15 protein-coding genes are annotated in these 18,945 nt (G+C 70.0%); 10 read left to right on the top strand and 5 right to left on the bottom strand.

Features of this window, described 5'->3' with window-relative positions; genetic code table 11:
- The first annotated feature begins 31 nt into the window (after positions 1 to 31).
- Positions 32 to 1,009 (top strand): glycosyltransferase family 2 protein, encoded by a 978-nt coding sequence (locus EXU32_RS02750; protein WP_130628520.1) that lies wholly within the window; start codon positions 32 to 34, stop codon positions 1,007 to 1,009.
- Here EXU32_RS02750 and EXU32_RS02745 read toward each other — a convergent pair.
- Positions 972 to 1,547: a phosphatase PAP2 family protein gene (locus EXU32_RS02745; RefSeq protein ID WP_165399547.1), complete on the bottom strand. Its 576-nt coding sequence runs from the start codon at positions 1,545 to 1,547 to the stop codon at positions 972 to 974. The genes EXU32_RS02750 and EXU32_RS02745 overlap by 38 nt on opposite strands.
- A gap of 173 nt (positions 1,548 to 1,720) precedes the next feature.
- Between EXU32_RS02745 and EXU32_RS02740 the strand changes: the two genes are divergently transcribed.
- Complete coding sequence (locus EXU32_RS02740; protein WP_130628518.1) at positions 1,721 to 2,404, top strand: hypothetical protein; 684 nt, start codon at positions 1,721 to 1,723, stop codon at positions 2,402 to 2,404.
- Positions 2,405 to 2,481: 77 nt separating this feature from the next.
- On the opposite strand, the gene EXU32_RS02735 is transcribed toward EXU32_RS02740, so the two are convergent.
- Complete coding sequence (locus EXU32_RS02735) at positions 2,482 to 3,885, bottom strand: polysaccharide biosynthesis tyrosine autokinase (RefSeq protein ID WP_130628517.1); 1,404 nt, start codon at positions 3,883 to 3,885, stop codon at positions 2,482 to 2,484.
- A gap of 199 nt (positions 3,886 to 4,084) precedes the next feature.
- On the opposite strand from EXU32_RS02735, the gene EXU32_RS02730 reads away from it, so the two are divergent.
- Genes EXU32_RS02730 through EXU32_RS02715 form a run of 4 tightly spaced genes read left to right on the top strand, consistent with a single transcriptional unit; the run spans position 4,085 to position 10,630 of the window.
- Complete coding sequence (locus EXU32_RS02730; protein ID WP_242612948.1) at positions 4,085 to 5,965, top strand: glycosyltransferase; 1,881 nt, start codon at positions 4,085 to 4,087, stop codon at positions 5,963 to 5,965.
- Positions 5,962 to 7,299, top strand: a complete 1,338-nt coding sequence (locus tag EXU32_RS02725; RefSeq protein WP_130628516.1) for an O-antigen ligase family protein — start codon at positions 5,962 to 5,964, stop codon at positions 7,297 to 7,299. Before EXU32_RS02730 ends, EXU32_RS02725 begins: the two co-directional genes overlap by 4 nt.
- The gene (locus EXU32_RS02720) at positions 7,296 to 10,349 is read left to right on the top strand and encodes a glycosyltransferase (protein WP_130628515.1); all 3,054 of its coding nucleotides are present in this window, start codon (positions 7,296 to 7,298) and stop codon (positions 10,347 to 10,349) included. Before EXU32_RS02725 ends, EXU32_RS02720 begins: the two co-directional genes overlap by 4 nt.
- Positions 10,346 to 10,630: a PqqD family protein gene (locus EXU32_RS02715; protein ID WP_130628514.1), complete on the top strand. Its 285-nt coding sequence runs from the start codon at positions 10,346 to 10,348 to the stop codon at positions 10,628 to 10,630. The genes EXU32_RS02720 and EXU32_RS02715 overlap by 4 nt, the downstream gene beginning before the upstream one ends.
- Positions 10,631 to 10,632: 2 nt before the next feature.
- On the opposite strand, the gene EXU32_RS02710 is transcribed toward EXU32_RS02715, so the two are convergent.
- The 3 genes from EXU32_RS02710 to EXU32_RS02700 all read right to left on the bottom strand — a co-directional run bounded on the left by EXU32_RS02710 (position 10,633) and on the right by EXU32_RS02700 (position 13,074).
- Positions 10,633 to 11,247, bottom strand: a complete 615-nt coding sequence (locus EXU32_RS02710; RefSeq protein WP_165399546.1) for an FkbM family methyltransferase — start codon at positions 11,245 to 11,247, stop codon at positions 10,633 to 10,635.
- Between the two features lie 101 nt (positions 11,248 to 11,348).
- Positions 11,349 to 12,746: a sugar transferase gene (locus EXU32_RS02705; RefSeq protein WP_130628512.1), complete on the bottom strand. Its 1,398-nt coding sequence runs from the start codon at positions 12,744 to 12,746 to the stop codon at positions 11,349 to 11,351.
- A 73-nt stretch (positions 12,747 to 12,819) separates the two neighbouring features.
- Positions 12,820 to 13,074: a hypothetical protein gene (locus tag EXU32_RS02700; RefSeq protein ID WP_130628511.1), complete on the bottom strand. Its 255-nt coding sequence runs from the start codon at positions 13,072 to 13,074 to the stop codon at positions 12,820 to 12,822.
- 228 nt (positions 13,075 to 13,302) lie between these two features.
- Between EXU32_RS02700 and EXU32_RS02695 the strand changes: the two genes are divergently transcribed.
- From EXU32_RS02695 to EXU32_RS02680, 4 genes are all read left to right on the top strand, one after another.
- The gene (locus EXU32_RS02695; protein ID WP_130628510.1) at positions 13,303 to 15,522 is read left to right on the top strand and encodes an NADP-dependent isocitrate dehydrogenase; all 2,220 of its coding nucleotides are present in this window, start codon (positions 13,303 to 13,305) and stop codon (positions 15,520 to 15,522) included.
- 157 nt (positions 15,523 to 15,679) lie between these two features.
- The gene (gene aqpZ, locus EXU32_RS02690) at positions 15,680 to 16,423 is read left to right on the top strand and encodes an aquaporin Z (RefSeq protein WP_130628509.1); all 744 of its coding nucleotides are present in this window, start codon (positions 15,680 to 15,682) and stop codon (positions 16,421 to 16,423) included.
- A gap of 148 nt (positions 16,424 to 16,571) precedes the next feature.
- On the top strand, positions 16,572 to 18,095 hold the full coding sequence (locus EXU32_RS02685; RefSeq protein ID WP_130628508.1) for a molybdopterin-dependent oxidoreductase: 1,524 nt from the start codon (positions 16,572 to 16,574) through the stop codon (positions 18,093 to 18,095).
- 151 nt (positions 18,096 to 18,246) lie between these two features.
- The gene (locus EXU32_RS02680) at positions 18,247 to 18,900 is read left to right on the top strand and encodes a fasciclin domain-containing protein (RefSeq protein ID WP_207233865.1); all 654 of its coding nucleotides are present in this window, start codon (positions 18,247 to 18,249) and stop codon (positions 18,898 to 18,900) included.
- Positions 18,901 to 18,945: the final 45 nt, after the last annotated feature.

Raw genomic sequence — 18,945 nt, 5'->3', positions numbered from 1 at the left:
CTCGTCTCAGCGCATCTCGGAGGACCCCCGCATGAAGGTGATCGTCCAGATCCCCTGCCTCAACGAGGAGACAACCCTCCCCCTCGTGCTGGCCACGATCCCCACGTCGATCCCCGGCGTCGACGTCATCGAGACCCTGGTGATCGACGACGGCTCGAGCGACCGCACCGCGCAGGTGGCGCGCGAGCTCGGCGTCACGCACATCCTCAGCCACAGCAGCCCGCTCGGCCTGGCCCGATCCTTCCGCGACGGCGCGGACTTCGCCCTCGCCCACGGCGCCGACATCCTCGTCAACACCGACGGCGACAACCAGTACCCGCAGGAGCGCATCGGCGACCTCGTCCAGCCGATCATCACCGGCGAGGCCGACATCGTCGTCGCCGACCGACAGACCCAGACCATCGCGCACTTCTCCCCCTTCAAGCGGCGGATGCAGGCGGTGGGTTCTGCGGTCGTCAACGCGGCTGCGAGCACCGACCTGCCCGACGCGGCGAGCGGGTTCCGCGCCTACTCGGCCGCCTCGTTGATGCGGCTGAACATCGTCACCGAGTTCTCCTACTGCATGGAGACGATCATCCAGGCAGGCCACAAGCGGATGTCGATCGTCTCCATCCCCGTGGTGACCAACGAGAAGACGCGCGAGTCCCGTCTCTTCAAGAACATCTGGCAGCACATGGGCAAGTCGGCGTCGGCGATCATGCGCTCCTTCATCATGTTCAAGCCGCACGCCTTCTTCGGCCTGCTCGGCACGCTGCTGCTCCTGCTGGGCCTGATCCCCTTCGTGCGCTTCCTCGTCCTCGTCGCGATGGGTGACGGCGGCGGCCACGTCCAGTCGTTGATCTTCGGGACCGCGCTCCTCGTCGGAGCGCTCTTCTCCTACGCCCTCCTGATCATCGCCGACCTGCAACGCACCAACCGAGTCCTGCTCGAGGAGACCCTCGAGCAGCTGCGCATCCTGCGCTTCGGGCCCGTCACCACCCGCGATCCCGACGGGCGAGTCGAGCGCTGAGGCCCCGCACGACGCCAGCCACGGCGATCACGAGGAGCACCGAGGCGAGCACATCGCTCGGCCGGTGGGCGTGGCCCACGACATTGCCCAGGCACGCCACGGCAACCACCCCGCCGAGGCACCAACCGAGCCACGCCGGACGCTGCGAGGGCCACATCATCGCGACGGCGACCACCGCTGCGACGACGACGGTCGCGTGCGTCGACGGCATCGTGTTGTCGACATAGGAGTACCCGTGGTCGGGACGCGGCAGGCTGACCCGCAGCCATCGAGCCAGCGGGATCGAGACGAGAGGGACAAGGAGAGCCCCCGCGACGACAGCCCACCTCCCCACGGCCAGCCGCCATCCCGCCACCAGCACGAGGGCGATGAGCATGGCGAAGGGGAGGACCACACGTGCGGCGGTCGGCAGGACATCGCGCAGTGGCCCGTACGGCGGTCGTTGGACCCAGCCGAAGATCTGGTCGTCGAGCCACTGCCCCGGCACCGTGAGCACCGCGACGCCGTACAGGCCCAACAGGACCACGACAGCGGCCAAGGCGGAGCGCCCGTCGAGGCGTCGACATCCACGACCATCTGGTCCGTCATCGTGCACAGCGCGCCCCCTTGCCATCTCGACTTGGTCAGGGTATTGCCAGTTGACTGCCAAAGTCAGTAAGGTTTTGGTAAGTCGCGGGCATTACGCACCGCACACACATTGAGGGGAAGTCAATGACCGAGGCAACCAGCAGGCCCATCTCACGCAGGACGGTGGCCAAGGGCGCAGCGTGGACGGCTCCGGTCATCTTGGGAGGGGTCGCGGCTCCGGCATATGCCGCATCGGGCAAGACACCGGTCCTGTCCATCGGCGGTGCCTGCAAGGCCCCCGGAAACAGCTGCAACCCCTTTGTCAAGGGATACGTCGTCAACCTGACGATCACCAACCCCTCCAACAAGACCATTTGGCTCTACGTTCCCCCGTCAATCTCGGCCGTGGGGACCTCACTGGCCTTCGGCTACGCGGGCTACGACGACGGTGGCGTGCTCAACACGGGCAATATCGAGGTACCGGCGGGCGCCAGCGTCACCGTGAGGCTGAGCACCACCGCTCAGAACAGCGCCAACGCGGTCTTCACGATGACGTTGACCTTCGAGTGGGGTCACACCCCGGCCGCGGCCGGGGACACCGAGCACGACCCCGTCTCCGTGTCCACAACCGTTCCCGGGACGCCTCCCGACTGCTGCAAGGATGCTGCCGTCGCGACGACGAGCGCCCCCGCTGCCCGCTCGAGCGCCGAGACCAGCTCCTCGACGAGCACGGCTGCCGCCCCCACGTCGTCCTCGACATCGGCTCCGGCCACTCAGGCTCCGCCGGCTTCGCTGGAGCCCACCCCTGCCACCACCGCGGCGCCCTGATCGGGTCCACCACTGACTGATGACGAAGGGCGCCGCGCGAGATCTCTCGCGCGGCGCCCTTCGTCATGCCCGACTGCTCAGGTGCGGCTGCGGGTCTTCGTCTTGCGGGCACGCCGGGTCTCACGCTCGACCTCCTGCTCGTAGGCGTGGTAGCCGTAGCGGTAACCACCCTCTGCCTTGCTGGCGACGAAGTTACGGGCGAACCCCGAGACGCGCGCCCCGACGGTGTCGAGCTGTCGCAGCGCGGCGGCCAGGTCCTTCTTGCGGGTCCGGTCGGTGGCCACAACCATGAGCAGACCACCGGTGAGCCGCTCGATGACGACGGCGTCGATGACCGGCACGACCGGTGGGGAGTCGATGAGGACGAAGTCGTACGTGCCCACGAGGGAGCGCAGCAGCTCCTCCATCGGGGCCGAGCCGAGCAGCTCGCTCGGGTTGGGCGGGACGGGCCCTGCCGGGAGCACGTCCATGCCATGAGAGCCCCACGGCTGGATGACGTCGCGCACCTCCGCCTCTCCGAGCAGTACGGTCGTGAGGCCCACGCTGCCCTCCATGCCGAGGGTGCGCGCGACCGACGGGTTGCGCAGGTCTGCGTCGACGAGCAGCGTGCGACGTCCGGAGTCGGCCATCGCCAGCGCGAGGTTGGCAGCCGTGGTCGTCTTGCCCTCGCCGGGCATCGCCGAGGTGACGACGAAGGAATGTCTGCCGGTCGTGACGTCGACGAACATCAGGTTGGTGCGCAGCCGACGGATCGCCTCGGCATGCCGGCCATGCGGGTCGTCCTCGACGCTGACGAGCCCCGTGGTCGAGGACCGGTCGAGGGGCAGCGCGGCCAGCATCGGCGCATCGGAGTGCGCGCGGATGTCCTCCTCGCCACGGACCTTGGTGTCCAGGGCGTGCCGGATGAAGGCGAGACCGATCCCGAGGACGAGACCTGCGAGCAGGCCGAGGCCGATGTTGCGCACCGGGTCTGGGGACACCGGTCGCGACGGCGCCGAGGCTGGCTGGATCGGCGTCGAGACGACCTTCTGCCCCGACGACTTCAGCAGCGTGGAGAACTCGCCAGCCACTGCCCCGAGCTGGGGGCCCACCTCGTTGGCGACCGCGGCAGCCTCCTTCGGGTCGGACGAGCGGGCGGTGATGTTGAGGATCGAGGTCGAGCCGGTGACCTCTGCGCTCACGTTGATCGGGTGCCCCGTTGCGAGGCCGAGCTCCTTGCGCAGCGGGCCGAGCACCGCAGGGGTGTTGAGGATCGAGACATAGGTGTCGAGGTCGTCGCTGGTGAGGACGAAGACACTGCCCGTGCTCCGCGCAGCGTCCCCGCCGCGCCCCTCGGCACTGAGATAGATCCGGGCTCGGGCCTCGTACACCGGGGTCGTGAGCAGGGTGAGCGCCGTGGCGGCCAGGACGGCCAGCACGACGCACGCGGCGATGAGCTTCCATCGCGTCCTCAGGACATTCAAGAACTCGCTGAACTGCAACTCTTGCTCCTACCCCTGGGCGCGAACGGCCAGCGCCCGATGCGCGGCCGGTAAGGTCAGTGTGACGCCCCCCACCCACTCGCGAGGAGTCTATAAGGTGCGGATCCTTCGGATCTCCCACAGCGGTGTGGTGGACGACTGGCGAGCACGGGAGCGAGTGGTCCGCCGGGCCGGTCACGAGGTCACGTCGGTGACCGCCATGCAGTGGGACGAAGGGGGCCGCACCGTCCCCCTTCGACCGCGCGACGGCGAGGACGTGCGCGGAGTCCGCACCCTCGGCAGCCACCCGGCATTGTTCGTCTACGACCCCCGACCGCTGTGGCGTCTCCTCGGAGAGGACTGGGACGTGCTCGACCTGCACGAAGAGCCCTTCGCGCTGGCCACCGCCGAAGTGCTGGCCATCCGGGCACTGCGCCGGTCTCGCGCCCCCTTCGCCTTGTACTCGGCGCAAAACATCGACAAGCGCTACCCACCCCCCTTCCGTTGGATGGAGAGGTGGTCCCTGCGCCACGCGAGCGCCGTGAGCGTGTGCAACGACGAGGCCGGTCGCATCGTGACCGCCAAGGGGCTGACCGGGCGTGCCGTGACCATCGGTCTGGGGGTCGACGTCGAGCGTTTTTCGCCGGCAGCGGATGCGCCACGACGGCAGGGCTCCCGCGTGCTGGTGGGCTACGTCGGCAGGCTGGAGCAGCACAAGGGGGTCGACGTCCTCCTGGAGGCGGTCGCCGCCCTCCCCTGCGCAAGGGTGTCCATCGCCGGCGCGGGCTCGCGCGAACCCGAGCTGCGCGCCCGAGCCACCCACCCGGATCTCGCGGGCCGGGTGGACTTCAGCGGGCCGGTCGACAAGGCGGACCTGCCGGACTTCTACCGCGGCCTCGACGTACTCGCCATCCCGTCCCTCACGACGCCGACGTGGACCGAGCAGTTCGGCCGCGTGGCGGTCGAGGCGATGGCCTGCGGTACGCCGGTGGTCGCCAGCGACAGCGGTGCGCTCCCCGACGTGGTGCGCGGTGCCGGTCTGCTCGTCCCACCGGGTGATGCGGCCGCCCTGGCGAGTGCGCTGGACCACGTGGGCACCGACCCTGCGGTGTGGGCGACAATGCGACGTGAGGGGCTGGCGCGCGCAGACGCGTTCACCTGGGACACGATCGGTGGGGACTACGTGGCGTTGTACGAGGGCATCGGTGGCACGGGCGCGGTCACCCCCGCGACGGACCCCGAGGTCATCGTCGTGGCCTACCACCGACCGGACCTCCTGCGAGCGAGCCTCGAGCCCGTCCGCCACCTCCCCGTCACCGTCGTCGACAACTCGTCCGACCCGCTCGTGCGCGAGGTGTGCACCGACCTCGGCGTGCGCTACCTGGACCCGGGTCGCAACGGCGGATTCGCCGCCGGGGTCAACCACGCACTGGCCGACCGGCTCACGCCCGGCAGCGACGTGCTGCTGCTCAACCCCGACGCCGTGATCGACGAGGCCGGGGTCCGTGCGCTGCACGCTGCCCTGCGCGCCCGACCTGACCTGGCGAGCGTGGGGCCACGGCAGCTCGACGGCGACGACCGGCCCGGGCGGGTCGCCTGGCCCTTCCCCACCCCGTGGGGGGCGGCCCTCGAGGCGATCGGTCTCGGTGGTCTCCACGGCGGGCCGGGCTATGTCATCGGCTCCGTGCTCCTCCTGCGAGCCGAGGCCCTCGAGCAGGTCGGGGGCCTGGACGAGTCCTTCTTCCTCTACGCCGAGGAGACCGACTGGGCCCGACGCGCCCACGACCTCGGGTGGCGCCATGCGCTGGTGCCCGAGGTCACCGCACGACACCTCGGGGCCGCCACGAGCTCCGACCCCGGCCGGCGCGACGCGCACTTCCACGCCTCGCAGGAGCGCTACCACCGCAAGCACTTCGGGTCGCTCGGCTGGCAGGTCACGCGGGCCGCAGTCATCGTCGGGTCAGGGGCGCGAGCGCTGCTCCTGCGGAACGAGCGCGCACAGGCAGCTCGCGACCGGGTCCTTCGGTACATGCGCGGTCCGATCCGGGTGGAGTCCGACCTGCTGGGTGGCGCTCCGACGACTGCGTCCGAGCAACCATGAGCAGCACCGCTCGTGACCGCGTCACCGCCGCCGGCGCCCTCCTGCTCACCGGCGGCGCCGCAGCGGCCCTTGGCTGGTTTGCACCCCAGTACCCCGGCCTGGCCCTCGTGGCCGGGCTGGGCGTGCTCCTGCTGGGCATCTCTGCACTCCAGCCCGTCGCCGTCCCGCTGCTCGCACTCCCACTGCTCTACGTCGCTGCTCGGGTCGTCTACGGCGGCACGGACATCTCGGTGTCGGATGTCGCCCTCGCCATCGGCACGCTGTGCGCCCTCCTCTTCGTGCGACACCCGATCAGTGCGCCGGGGCGCAACCTCCTGTGGCTCGTCGCCATCTATCAGAGCGCGACCCTCTTCACCGTGGTGGCCAACCCCTATCTGGCCAACACCTTGGACTGGGCGCGCTCCGGCCTGCTCATCGCAGGCGGACTCATCCTCGGCTGGAGCGTCGGGAGATCAGGGATGGGCGGCGTGGGTCTGAAGCTCATGCTCGCTGCGGCGCTCGTCCTCGCCACGTGGACCATCGTGGTCGGTGTGCTGCAGGCCCTGCAGGGCGACTTCCGGCCCGTGTACCTCCAACCCGGCATGCACAAGAACTTCCTCGGAACGGTCATGGGCATCACGGCCTTGATCGCTTACGTCCGGCCCGCCTGGGCCAACCTCAGTCGCCGGGCCGGCGTCACTGCCTTCTGGTGGCTCGCCATCGGCATCGGCTTCACCCAGTCCCGCCAGGCGGTGGTGGCCTTGGGGGTGGCGCTGATCGTGCTCGTGCTGCGCAGCCGCACCGACCGGCGACGCTCCAAGGTCATCCTGCTCGGCATTGTCCCCGCCCTCGTGGTCGTCTTCACCCTCGTCCGCGACCAGGTGTCCAGCGACAACGTGCACAACTCCGTCTTCCAGCGACTCACCTGGTTCCAGGACGCCATCGACATCTGGCAGACGTCGCCGATCGTCGGGGTCGGGCTCCGATGGTGGTACACCGACCGCTTCCCCGGTGGCTTCCAACCGCCCAACGCCGAGCTCGAGGTCCTCACCTCCGCAGGCATCCTCGGGCTGCTCGGGTTCCTCGTCCTGATGGTCGGCACCATCGTCGTCCTGTGGAAGCTCCCCCCTGCCTACGGCACGCTCGCCGTCCTGGCCGTCCTCTCACGCTTCGTGCAGGGCCAGCTCGACCTCTTCTGGGTGGCCGCCCAGACCTCCATCCCCTTCGTCATCGCTGGCATCTGCCTCGGCGCCCTGGCCCGGCGCGAGCACGAGGATGCCGAGCAGGCAGCTCTCGGTGACCTACCGCTGCCGACCGCCGAGCAGACCACGGGAGTCGCAGGTGCCCGGGTATGAAGATCACCCACGTGGTCTGCACGACCAACTTCGCGGGGGTCGAGCGGCACGTCGCGATCCTCGCCGCTGCGCAGCACGACCAGGGCCATGAGGTCACGGTCCTCGGCGGCGACCAGAGACGCATGAGGGCATCGATCGACCGCGCTGGGGTCATGCTGTGCCCAGCCCCCGGCCTGAGGGCTGCCCTGCGCTGCCTCGCCGGGCCGGCCGGTCGTGGCGCAGACGTGGTCGCCACCCACATGACGACAGCCGACGTCGCGGCCCTGATCAGTCCGGCACTCGCCCAGACACCTGTCGTCAGCACACGACACTTCGCGGCGCCGCGAGGCGCCTCGACCCGAGCACGGTCCGTCGCCGAGCGACTGCAGTCACGGCTGAGTGCCGAGATCGCGGTCAGCGAATACATCGCCGGGGGGCTCGACGTGGACTCGACAGTCATCCACCCCGGGATCGCCGACCGACCCGACGCGCTCTCCCCTTCGCGGCGCGACCACACCGTCCTCGTCGCCCAGCGGCTCGAGGAAGAAAAGGCCACGGACATAGCCGTGGCCGCTTTCGCCGCATCAGGCCTAGCCGCCCAGGGCTGGCGCCTCGTCGTTGCCGGCGACGGAGCCATGCGCGAGGACCTGCAACTGCTCGCCGAACGTCTGGCCATCGGCCCGTCCACAGACTTCCTCGGCCATCGAGACGATGTCGCCCACCTGATGTCGGCTGCTGCGATCACCCTCGCACCATGCCCCATCGAGGGGTTCGGCCTCGCCGTGGTGGAAGCGATGGCCTCGAGCACGCCTGTCGTGGCCGCCGCTGCGGGGGGCCATCTCGAGAGTGTCGGAGGTGTGGACGACGCAGCGCTCTTCCCTCCTGGCGATGTCCGGGCCGCAGGTCGCCTGCTGGCCGAGCTGGCTGACGACGCAGAACGCCGCGACCGATACGGGCGAGCGCTGCGGGACCGGCAACGCGAGCACTTCTCGATCTCGGCCCAGGCCGCCACGACGGATGAGGTCTATCGACACGCGGTGGAGAGTCGACGTGGAGACCTCCCCCTCGCGCCGGGCAACGGCATCATCGTGATCTCGCTCGAGCCGTGGGACCGAGTGTGGAGGCGCAATCAGCACCTGCTCGCCGGCCTGCTGCGAGACGACCCCACCCTGCGCGTCCTCGTGGTCGAACCGGGTACCGATCCTCTGCACGACCTGCGCTCGGGCAGGCCGACCCGACGAGGCAAGGGGCTGCGTCGCGGTCCGCTCCTGCCCGGTGTCGACCCCGACAACCTGTGGCTCCTCGAACCGACCAAGCTCCTGCCCCGACGACTTGACCCCCGCCAGGACGAGCGTTGGGCGGACGCGGTCCGCCTCGCCGCCGCCAAGCTCAGGCTCGAGCACCCGGCCCTGTGGGTCAACGACCCGCAGGGAGCGCTCGTCATGCAACGCACCGGGTGGTCAACGCTGTATGACATCACGGACGACTGGCTCGAGGCCAAGCGCGGCCCGGAGACTCTCACGCGTCTGCGCAGGCACGAGGACGCGCTGATGGACCAGGCGGCAGCGGTGGTCGTGTGCTCACCCCAGCTCGTGAGGACCAAGTCTGGGCGGCGACCGGTGACGCTCATCGCGAACGCGGTCGACGGCGAGACCACCCGGCCGACCGCCAGACCTGACGACCTCCCGGTCGGTCCGGTCGCGGTGTACGTCGGCACCCTCCACGCCGACCGCCTCGACGTGGACCTGTGCGTGGCGACCGCGCACGCCATAGCCGCTGCCGGCACAGTTGTGCTCGTCGGTCCGGATGCGTTGTCACCGCCCGACCGGGATCGCTTGGCCGCTGCTGGTGTCGTGCGCCTCGGGTCCAAGGACCGTCGGGCCGTGCCGGCCTATCTTCAGCACGCCGACGTGCTCCTCGTCCCTCACGTGGTCGACTCGTTCACCGACAGCCTCGACCCGATCAAGCTCTACGAGTACCGCGCTGTCGGTCGGCCAGTCGTGAGCACGCCCGTCGCAGGATTCCGGGACAGCACCGACGAGCGGATCACGGTGACCGGGCAGGCAGGCTTCCCCGCCGCAGTGGCTGCGGCCATCCCGGCGACCTACCAGTACCCGAAGGGATCCGATCCCCAGGTCCCGACATGGGGTGACCGCGTCCGCGAGATCCGCAAGGTCGTCGATCGCGTCCTCGTGCCCGTGATGGTCTCTCCCACCGACGACACCCAGAGCTCGGTCCCCTTGAAGGTGCGTGTGCAGCTGGGACACGCTGCGGTTCAGCACATCGCCGGGCAGCAGGGGATCGACCTGCTCCACATCAAGGGCAGTGCGCTCGACCCTCGCCTGGCCTCCCCAGGGCGCTACTCGACGGATGCCGATGTGCTGGTCCGGCCTGATCACATCGAGAGGCTGCTCGCGGCGTGCGCATTGGCCGGGTACCGCACCCAGGCCCGGTTCCCCACCAGCTCACCCTTCGAGCACTCAACGACCCTGTGGCACCACCTCTGGGGATACGTCGACGTCCACCGGCACTACCCAGGCATCGGGCTGCCTCCAGATGTCGCCTTCGACCGCCTCTGGTCCGAGCGCGCCACCCGTCAGATCTGCGGGATCGACTGCCCGACACCCTCGCTCGCCGCTCAGGTCGCGATCCTCGTCATGCATGCGGGGCGCAACCCTCCAGGAGGCCAGTCGGACGGCGATGTGGCTCACGCCTGGCGCGGCGCCGACGAGGACCTGCAGCAGTCCGTGGGGCGTTGGGTGGACGAGTTCAAGGCGCAGGTGGCCTTCGCTGCCGGCACTGGTCAACTCGAGCAGCTGCCGCCTTCTCCCGAGCGAGAGCTGTGGTCTGCCGTCACCCGGCCGGGACGACTGCACGAGTGGCGGGCTCGCATAGCCGCGGCGCCCAACCTGCGCAGTCGCGCTGTCCTCGTGGCCAGATCTCCACTCGTGAACACCGATCACCTCGCCACCCGACTGGGGCGACACCCATCTCGCAGGGACATCGCAGTTGAGTTCGTCGATCGCCTGCGGCGAGCGCTCGACGAACTCACCGGACGGCCCCGCCCATGACGAGAGCGACGCCGCCGTACGCCGTGCCCCCGGGTGTGGGCTGGACCTACGGCGAGGCGGATGACGGGGCAGACCTGGTCTATGTCGCCCACCTGCCCAATGGGCCGATCTCCGTCCTGCCGGGCATCGCTGCGCTGATCTGGCGTGCGGCCGTCGAGGGCAGCATGCCCGTTGTCGACACTGTGTCCGCAACCACCGGGCATCCCGCCACCACGGTGCGCGAGGACGTCGAGTCCTTCGTCGCCGACCTGATCCGGCAACGGCTCATCGAGCCGACCTGACATCAGTTGCGGATGCGGCGCACCCCGCCCGGGTACTCGTGGACGATCTCCCCGATGCTCGCGCGCAGGTGGGTCGGGATGGCGGCGACGATCGCGTCCTCGCTCCCTTCGGTGTCGACCTTGACCAGGTCGATGCGTCCCTCCCGCTCGAGGACTGCGGTGAGCGCGTCGGCGACGGCCTCGCACCGGACCTCGACGGCCACCCGGCCCTCGGTCGTGGACTGGTACTCGGCGAGCCCGCTGTAGCGGCCCACCGGATCGATGAGGAAGGTGGCCGGTCCGGCCACCGGCGCGAGTGCCGCCTCGTGCACGACGCACCTGTCCCCGAAGGGAGCGACGTTGTGCCGCAGGGTCTCCAGGTTGTGGGGCACCGGCTCCCAGACGTGCACCCGGCTCGTGGCCGAGCGGCTGAGCCAGTAGGCGGCACTGATGCCGATGTTGCCGCCGATGTCGACGACGACCTCCGGGCGGCCGGTCCCGTAGTCGTGACGGTGGAAGACCTCGTTGACCGTGCGCACGTCGTGCGCGTGGGGCACGAGCAGGTCCAGCGGGCCGATCGGTGTGCGGAGCGTGACCGTCCAGGGGTAGTCACCGCTCCCCCGGACGTACCGGTCCAAGGCATCGACCGGTCGCCTGCTGGTCGTCAACGTCGACCAAGCCGCCCGGTAGTTGCGTGGACGGAAGGGAGCACTCCATCGCCGTCGCACGTCCGTCACCATCAGTAGGCCCCGTCCTTGGCCACCACGGCCGCGATCGTGCGCCACAGGATGATCATGTCCTGGGCGACCGACCAGTTCTCCACGTAGTAGAGGTCGAAGCGCACCGACTCCTCCCACGACAGGTCGCTGCGGCCGTTGATCTGCCACAGACCGGTCATGCCCGGCCGCACGAGCAGCCGTCGACGCACGTCACCGTCGTACTGCGACACCTCGGCCGGCAGCGGGGGCCGAGGCCCCACGAGGCTCATCTTGCCGGCGAGCACGTCGAAGAGCTGGGGCAGCTCGTCGATCGAGTAGCGACGGATGAAGCGGCCGATCGGTGTCACCCGTGGGTCGTCCTCCAGCTTGAAGAGGACACCACGGTCCCGGTCGGAGACCTGCGCCCGGCGCAGGTCCTCCAGACGGTCCTCGGCGTCGACGTCCATCGACCGGAACTTCGTCATGAGGAAGGTCTGGCCGTCCAGGCCCACGCGCTCCTGCCGGAAGAAGACCGGCCCCCCGTCGTGCAGCTTGATCAGCGCAGCGACCACGAGCAGGACGGGAGAGAAGGCCACGGCCAGCAGCAGGGCACCGATCCAGTCGATGATGGACTTCATCGCCAGCTTGGGCCCGGAGAAGGTGGGCGCCTCCACGTGGAGGAGCGGCAGACCGGCCACCGGGCGCGTGAGGACGCGCGGGCCGGCGATCTCGGTCAGCCCGGGTGACACGACGAGGTCGATACCGCTGCCCTCGAGAGCCCACCCGAGTCGGCGCAGACCGGTGCTCCCCAGCCCGTGGCCGTCGGCGCACGCCACGACATCGACGCCCAGCTCGATGGCCACACGACCGGCGTCCCGCTCACGCCCGAGGACGGGTATCCCCTCGATGGCCTGGCCCTCGCTCGCGCCGCAGACACCGATGACGCGGTAGCCCGCCTCGGGTACCGCGGCGAAGACCCGGACGAGCTGGTGGGCCGAGCTCTCGTGCCCGACGACGAGCACGTCGTGGCTGAGGTCGCCGGCCACGCGACGACCACCGAGCCAGGTGCGCCACAGGCGACGGGCCACCCACAGGCCGACGATCCCGGCCGGCAGCGCCAGCAGGATGTAGCCACGGGCCAGGTCCACCTTCAGGGCGAAGGCGAGCATCGCGACCGCCGCGAAGACCCACAGGGTCGCCTCGGCGATGATCCGGTACTCCGCTGCTCCGTGACCCAGGATGTGCGCCTCGTAGGCGCCGTTGACGCGCAGCGCCAGCCACCACACGAGCGCCAGACCGGCGCTGAAGGTCGTGTAGCTCAGGGTGAAGCTGTCCGCGCTCGCCGCGACATCGCTGCCGCGCCCGTCGATGCCGAAGCGGACGACCTGCGCACCGAAGGTCGCCCAGAGGATCACGAGCAGGTCGGTGACCGCGAGCATCCCCTGGAGAGGACGCAGAGCGGCACGACCCGCACCGACATCAGGGTGGACCAGACGTGCCGGCCCGACCACGTCAGCCCCGGTGCGTGGTGGTCAGTGCGCCAGGTCCTTGGGGCCCGTCAGCAAGGCGGATGGCCTCGGCCATCCGGCCTCGGGTCACAGCGCTGTCCAGGGTGCGCTCGCGCATCTGCGCCAGGCGGGTGGTGGCATCCATGTGGGGATGCTCGGCGGTGAGCCGGTTGGACCTCCGGATCAACATCCGCCCCATCACATAGGCCGTGACGGGTAGCGCCACCCAGCCCACGAACATCATGCTCTCGATCTGCACCGCAGCCCCTCCCAGCAGCCAAGGCGCCAATCGCCCGGGCACGGCCTCAGAAACCTCCCCGGTCCTGAGCCCCGATACGGGACCTTACCAACTGCTTACTCTTCTTGACTAGGCCTTTACCGGCAAGTCAGCGGCAAACAGAGCAGCACACGGAGCCGCGAGCACCCCCCTTCGGGCCCGTGGGAGAATCACGGGGAGACCCACCCCACATCCCACGGAGGGACACACATGACCGCGAAGATCATCTGGACCAAGATCGACGAGGCGCCCGCGCTGGCGACCTACTCCCTGCTGCCGATCGTCCAGGCCTTCACCTCAGGTACCGGGGTGGAGCTCGAGACCAGCGACATCTCGCTCGCCGGCCGCATCCTCGCCCAGTTCCCCGACCGCCTCACCGACGAGCAGCGCGTCCCCGACAACCTCGCCGCGCTCGGCGAGCTTGCCGGGACGCCCGAGGCCAACATCATCAAGCTGCCCAACGTCTCTGCCTCCGTGCCGCAGCTCAAGACGGCCATCGCCGAGCTGCAGGGCCAGGGGTACGACCTGCCGGACTACCCGGACTCCCCCAGCACCGACGAGGACAAGCAGGTCGCCGCGGCTTACGCCAATGTCCTCGGCTCCGCCGTCAACCCCGTGCTGCGCGAGGGCAACTCCGACCGTCGCGCCCCCCTGGCCGTGAAGAACTTCACGAAGAAGCACCCGCACCGCCTCGGCCCGTGGACCGCGGACAACACGGCGCGCGTCGCCTCGATGACCGAGGGCGACTTCTACGGCAACGAGAAGTCGGTCGTCGTCCCCGCCGACGACACCCTCACGATCACCTTGGCTGCAGCGGACGGCACCGAGGTCGTCCTCAAGGACTCCGTCCCGGTGACCAAGGGCGAGATCGTCGACGCCACCTTCATGTCGGCGAAGGCACTGCGGGCCTTCTACGCCGAGCAGATCGAGGCCGCCCGCGCCGAGGGCCTGCTGCTCTCGCTGCACCTCAAGGCCACGATGATGAAGGTCTCCGACCCGATCCTCTTCGGCCACGGTGTCGCTGCCTGGCTCGGCGACCTCGTCGACAAGCACGCCGAGGCCCTCGCCGAGGCCGGTGTCGACCTGCGCTACGGCCTCGCCTCGCTGTACACCCAGATCGAGAAGCTGCCCGCCGCGAAGCGCGACGAGATCCGCGCCGACATCGAGGCACTGTCCGCCGAGCGCCCGGCCCTGGCCATGGTCGACTCCGACAAGGGCATCACCAACCTCCACGTGCCGAGCGATGTCATCATCGACGCCTCGATGCCGGTCGTCATCCGCGACTCGGGTCAGATGTGGAACGCCGAGGGTGGGCAGTCCGAGACGCTCGCGCTCATCCCCGACCGCTCCTACGGCCCGATGTACGCCGCGGTCTTCGAGGAGCACAAGCGCAACGGCGCCCTCGACCCGGCCACCATCGGCACCGTGCCCAATGTCGGCCTCATGGCGCAGAAGGCCGAGGAGTACGGCTCGCACCCCACGACCTTCGAGATCCCGCAGGACGGCACCGTCACCGTCACCAGCTCCGCGGGTGAGGTCCTCCTCGAGCACACCGTCGAGGCGGGCGACATCTGGCGGATGAGCCGGGTCAAGGACATCCCCGTCCAGGACTGGGTCAAGCTCGCCGTCACCCGGGCCCGCGCCACCGGCTCGCCGGCCGTGTTCTTCCTCGACGAGCAGCGCGCCCACGACGCGCAGGTCATCGCCAAGGTGGGCGAGTACCTCCAGCAGCACGACACCGAGGGCCTGGACATCAAGATCCTCCCGCCGGTCGAGGCCGTGACCTACTGCCTCGAGCAGATCCGCGCCGGCAAGGACGCCATCTCGGTCACCGGCAACGTGCTGCGCGACTACCTCACCGACCTCTTCCCGATCCTCGAGCTCGGGACGAGCGCCAAGATGCTCTCGATCGTCCCCCTGCTCGCGGGTGGCGGCCTCTTCGAGACCGGTGCCGGCGGCTCCGCACCGAAGCACGTCCAGCAGTTCGTCAAGGAGGACTACCTGCGCTGGGACTCGCTCGGTGAGTTCTCCGCGCTGGGCGCCTCCCTCGAGCACCTCGCGACGCACTTCGACAACCCCAAGGCCCAGGTGCTCGCCGACACGCTCGACACGGCGATCGCGACCTTCCTGGAGGAAAACAAGTCGCCCGCCCGCAAGATCGGGCAGATCGACAACCGCGGCAGCCACTTCTACCTGGCCCTGTACTGGGCACAGGCACTCGCTGCCCAGGACACCGACGCCGAGCTCAAGGAGCGCTTCACCGGCGTCGCCGAGCAGCTGGCGGCCAACGAGGCGAAGATCAACGAGGAGCTCATCGGCGCCCAGGGCTCCCCGGTCGACCTCGGCGGCTACTACAAGCCGGACGCCGCCAAGGTCGAGGCCGCGATGCGTCCGAGCAGCACGCTCAACGCGATCATCGACGCGCTCTGACCGCTCACCCCGCTCGCCGGGGTGAGCACGACCCACGGAGGGCCCCGGCAACCGCCGGGGCCCTCCCTTCGTCCTGCGGGTGGTCCACCCGCTGTCTAGGATGCTCGCCGTGCCCGGATCGACGATCGGGGCGACCATCACCACGACAGGAGCCTGAATGCACCACTCCCTGGTCCACCGACTCGGCGCCGAGTTCCTCGGCACCTTCTGGCTCGTCTTCGGCGGCTGCGGGTCGGCGATCTTCGCCGCCCAGCACCTCGTCGACGGCAAGGACACCGGTCTCGGCATCGGCTTCGTCGGGGTCGCCCTCGCCTTCGGCCTGACCGTGCTCACGATGGCCTACGCCGTCGGTCACGTCTCCGGCGGCCACTTCAACCCCGCCGTCACCATCGGCCTGGCCACCGGCCGGCGCTTCGAGTGGAAGGACGTGCCGGCCTACGTCGTCACGCAGGTCGTCGCGGGTCTCGTCGCCGGTGGCGCGCTCTTCGTGATCGCCAGCGGCAAGGAGGGCTTCGACGCGAGCGCCGGCTTCGCGGCCAATGGCTACGGCATCCACTCCCCAGGTGGCTACTCGCTGGCCGCCGTGCTCATCGCCGAGGCGATCCTGACCGGGTTCTTCCTCTACGTGATCCTCGGCGCCACCGACGAGCGAGCACCGGTCGGCTTCGCCCCGATCGCGATCGGTCTGAGCCTGACGCTGATCCACCTCATCTCGATCCCGATCAGCAACACCTCGGTCAACCCGGCCCGCTCGACCGCCGTCGCCTTCTTCCAGGACGGCGCCGCCGGCCAGCTGTGGGCCTTCTGGCTCGCCCCGATCGTGGGTGCGGCCATCGCCGGTGCGACCTACGCTGTCATCACCGGCGTCAACCGCGCCGAGATCGACATCGAGGGCGTCTGAGGCTGATCCACATGGACGAAGGGGGCGCGCCGGCTTCGTGCCGGAGCACCCCTTGTCGTGTGGCGGGCGCCGTCGCGCCGGACCACGACGTCCGTCGTCCTGCGCGACGGCGCCCATCCGGGGGCGGCCAGTGCTCCGAACCCCCGACATGAGATCTCGGATCGCACCCGCTGCCGCCTGCGGAGTCCTCGCGGCAACCCTGGGCACGGCGGCGGCGCACCTCGTCGCGGCCCTGACCTCCCCGCCCTCCTCGCCCGTGCTGGCGGTCGGCAGCCAGGTCATCGACGCGACGCCGACGCCGGTCAAGGAGTGGGCTGTCGGGACCTTCGGCACGGCGGACAAGCCGGTGCTCATCGGGTCCGTCGCCGTCGTCACCCTGCTGCTCGCTGCCGTCGCCGGAGCCGTGCGTCCTCGCTCCCGGCTCCTGGCGACGGGTCTGCTGCTCGTGCTCACGGGGCTCGCGGGAGCGGCTGCGGTGCTGCGACCCACCGCTGACACGCTGGCCTGGCTCCCGGCCCTGGTGGCCGCGGTCGTCGGCGTGCTGACCCTGGACTGGCTCGTCACCCGGGTGGTCCCGTCCGAGGCCGCCCACGGCCGGCCCGACCAGCCCACCCGACGCAGGCTCTTCGCCCTCGGGGGCACCGGCGCTGCGGCTCTCGCCCTCGGCGCCGCCGGACAGGGACTGATCTCCCGCAGCCGGCCCGCGACGCTCGCCCTCCCGACGCCTGCCACGCCCCTGCCACCCCTGGCGAAGGGGGTCGACCTCGGCAAGGCGGGGATCGCTCCCTTCGTCACGCCCAACCGGGAGTTCTACCGCATCGACACCGCGCTGCTGGCGCCCAACGTGGACCCCGGCGACTGGCGGCTGACGATCGACGGCGACGTGCCCAAGGGCTTCTCCCTCGACATCGACGAGCTGCTCGGCCTGCCGATGGTCGAGCGCGACATCACGCTCAACTGCGTCTCCAACGAGGTGGGGGGCCCTCTCATCGGCAATGCCCGGTGGCTGGGTGTCCCCACCCGCGAGCTGCTGGCCCGCGCCGGTCTGGACGTCGACCCCAAGGACCCAGCCCTGCAGGTGCTCTCCACGTCGACCGACGGCATGACGATCTCCACGCCGCTGTCGGCGTTGCTCGACGACCGTGACGCGCTCGTCGCCGTGGGGATGAACGGCACGACCCTCCCCCGCGAGCACGGCTTCCCTGCCCGGCTCGTCACACCCGGCCTCTACGGCTTCGTCGGCGCGACCAAGTGGCTGACCCGGATGACCGTCACCCGCTACGACGCCGCGAGCGCCTACTGGACGGACCGCGACTGGGCCACCGACGGTCGCGTTCACACCCAGGCCCGCATCGACACTCCTCGGGCCCTGCGCCGCATCGCTCCCGGGCGCACCGTCATCGGCGGCGTGGCCTGGGCGCAGCGCCGGGGCATCAGCAAGGTCGAGGTGCGCGTCGACGACGGTCCCTGGCAGCGCGCGACCCTCGGCGCCGAGGCCGACGTCGACTGCTGGCGCCAGTGGTTCCTCCCGTGGAACGCCACTCCCGGTCGGCACGACTTCGTCGCCCGCGCGACCGACGGCGACGGACAGCTCCAGACGCAGGACATCGAGGCTCCGTTCCCCGCGGGCGCCACGGGCTGGCACCGGTCTGCCGTCACCGTCACCGACTGACCCTTCGAGACGCTTGCTACGCAAGCTCCTCAGGGATCCAACCCGCCGTCGCGACGCTTGCCGCGCAAGCTCCGCAGGGATCCAATCCGGTTGCGCCGCAGCTCCGAACCCCTCTCGCACCTCTTCCCATCCACGCCTTCTGGAGGCAGACATGATCCGCATGACCACGACCCGCACGGCCGCCACGCTCGCCGCGATCGCCCTCCCCTTCGCCCTCACCGCATGTGGTGGCACGGACTCGGGCTCCGGCAGCAGCAGCTCCTCGAGCGCCGCATCCAGCTCGACGCCGAGCGACTCGATGAGCTCGTCGCCGATGGCCGACAAGGCCTCCGCTCCCTTCGGCGACGGCTGCGCCTCCGTGCCGAAGTCCGGCAAGGGGTCCTTCGATGGCATGGCCACCGACCCGGTCGCCACCGCCGCGAGCAACAACCCCGCGCTGAAGACCCTCGTCACCGCGGTGACCAAGGCCGACCTGGGCTCGACGCTCAACTCCGCGAAGGACATCACCGTCTTCGCCCCCACCAACGACGCCTTCGCCGCCATGGACAAGGCCACGATGGACAAGGCCATGGGCGACCCCAAGGGTCTGCTGACGACCGTGCTCACCCACCACGTCGTCGAGGGTCGTCTGGCCCCCGAGGACCTGGCCGGCACCCACGAGACGCTCGCCGGTGACACGATCACCGTCGAGGGCTCTGGCGAGGACTTCACCGTCGGCGAGGCCGCCGTGGTCTGCGGCGACGTGCAGACCGCCAACGCGACCGTCTACATCATCGACGGCGTCCTCATGCCGACCGCCAAGTAACCCTGACTGACCACAGGGTGACCTGAGAAGGCATCATGTACCTCG

Source organism: Janibacter limosus, from assembly GCF_004295485.1.
GTDB classification, from domain to species: domain Bacteria; phylum Actinomycetota; class Actinomycetes; order Actinomycetales; family Dermatophilaceae; genus Janibacter; species Janibacter limosus_A.
This window is presented reverse-complemented; position numbering and strand designations above follow the sequence as displayed.

What these genes read in the sequence shown, in the direction of transcription:
- EXU32_RS02705 (WP_130628512.1), bottom strand. Translation starts at nt 12,746, where the DNA reads ATGCTCGCGGTCACCGACCTGCTCGTGATCCTCTGGGCGACCTTCGGT.
- EXU32_RS02695 (WP_130628510.1), top strand. Translation starts at nt 13,303, where the DNA reads ATGACCGCGAAGATCATCTGGACCAAGATCGACGAGGCGCCCGCGCTG.
- EXU32_RS02685 (WP_130628508.1), top strand. Translation starts at nt 16,572, where the DNA reads ATGAGATCTCGGATCGCACCCGCTGCCGCCTGCGGAGTCCTCGCGGCA.
- EXU32_RS02750 (WP_130628520.1), top strand. Translation starts at nt 32, where the DNA reads ATGAAGGTGATCGTCCAGATCCCCTGCCTCAACGAGGAGACAACCCTC.
- aqpZ (WP_130628509.1), top strand. Translation starts at nt 15,680, where the DNA reads ATGCACCACTCCCTGGTCCACCGACTCGGCGCCGAGTTCCTCGGCACC.
- EXU32_RS02720 (WP_130628515.1), top strand. Translation starts at nt 7,296, where the DNA reads ATGAAGATCACCCACGTGGTCTGCACGACCAACTTCGCGGGGGTCGAG.
- EXU32_RS02680 (WP_207233865.1), top strand. Translation starts at nt 18,247, where the DNA reads ATGATCCGCATGACCACGACCCGCACGGCCGCCACGCTCGCCGCGATC.
- EXU32_RS02730 (WP_242612948.1), top strand. Translation starts at nt 4,085, where the DNA reads ATGCAGTGGGACGAAGGGGGCCGCACCGTCCCCCTTCGACCGCGCGAC.
- EXU32_RS02740 (WP_130628518.1), top strand. Translation starts at nt 1,721, where the DNA reads ATGACCGAGGCAACCAGCAGGCCCATCTCACGCAGGACGGTGGCCAAG.
- EXU32_RS02715 (WP_130628514.1), top strand. Translation starts at nt 10,346, where the DNA reads ATGACGAGAGCGACGCCGCCGTACGCCGTGCCCCCGGGTGTGGGCTGG.
- EXU32_RS02725 (WP_130628516.1), top strand. Translation starts at nt 5,962, where the DNA reads ATGAGCAGCACCGCTCGTGACCGCGTCACCGCCGCCGGCGCCCTCCTG.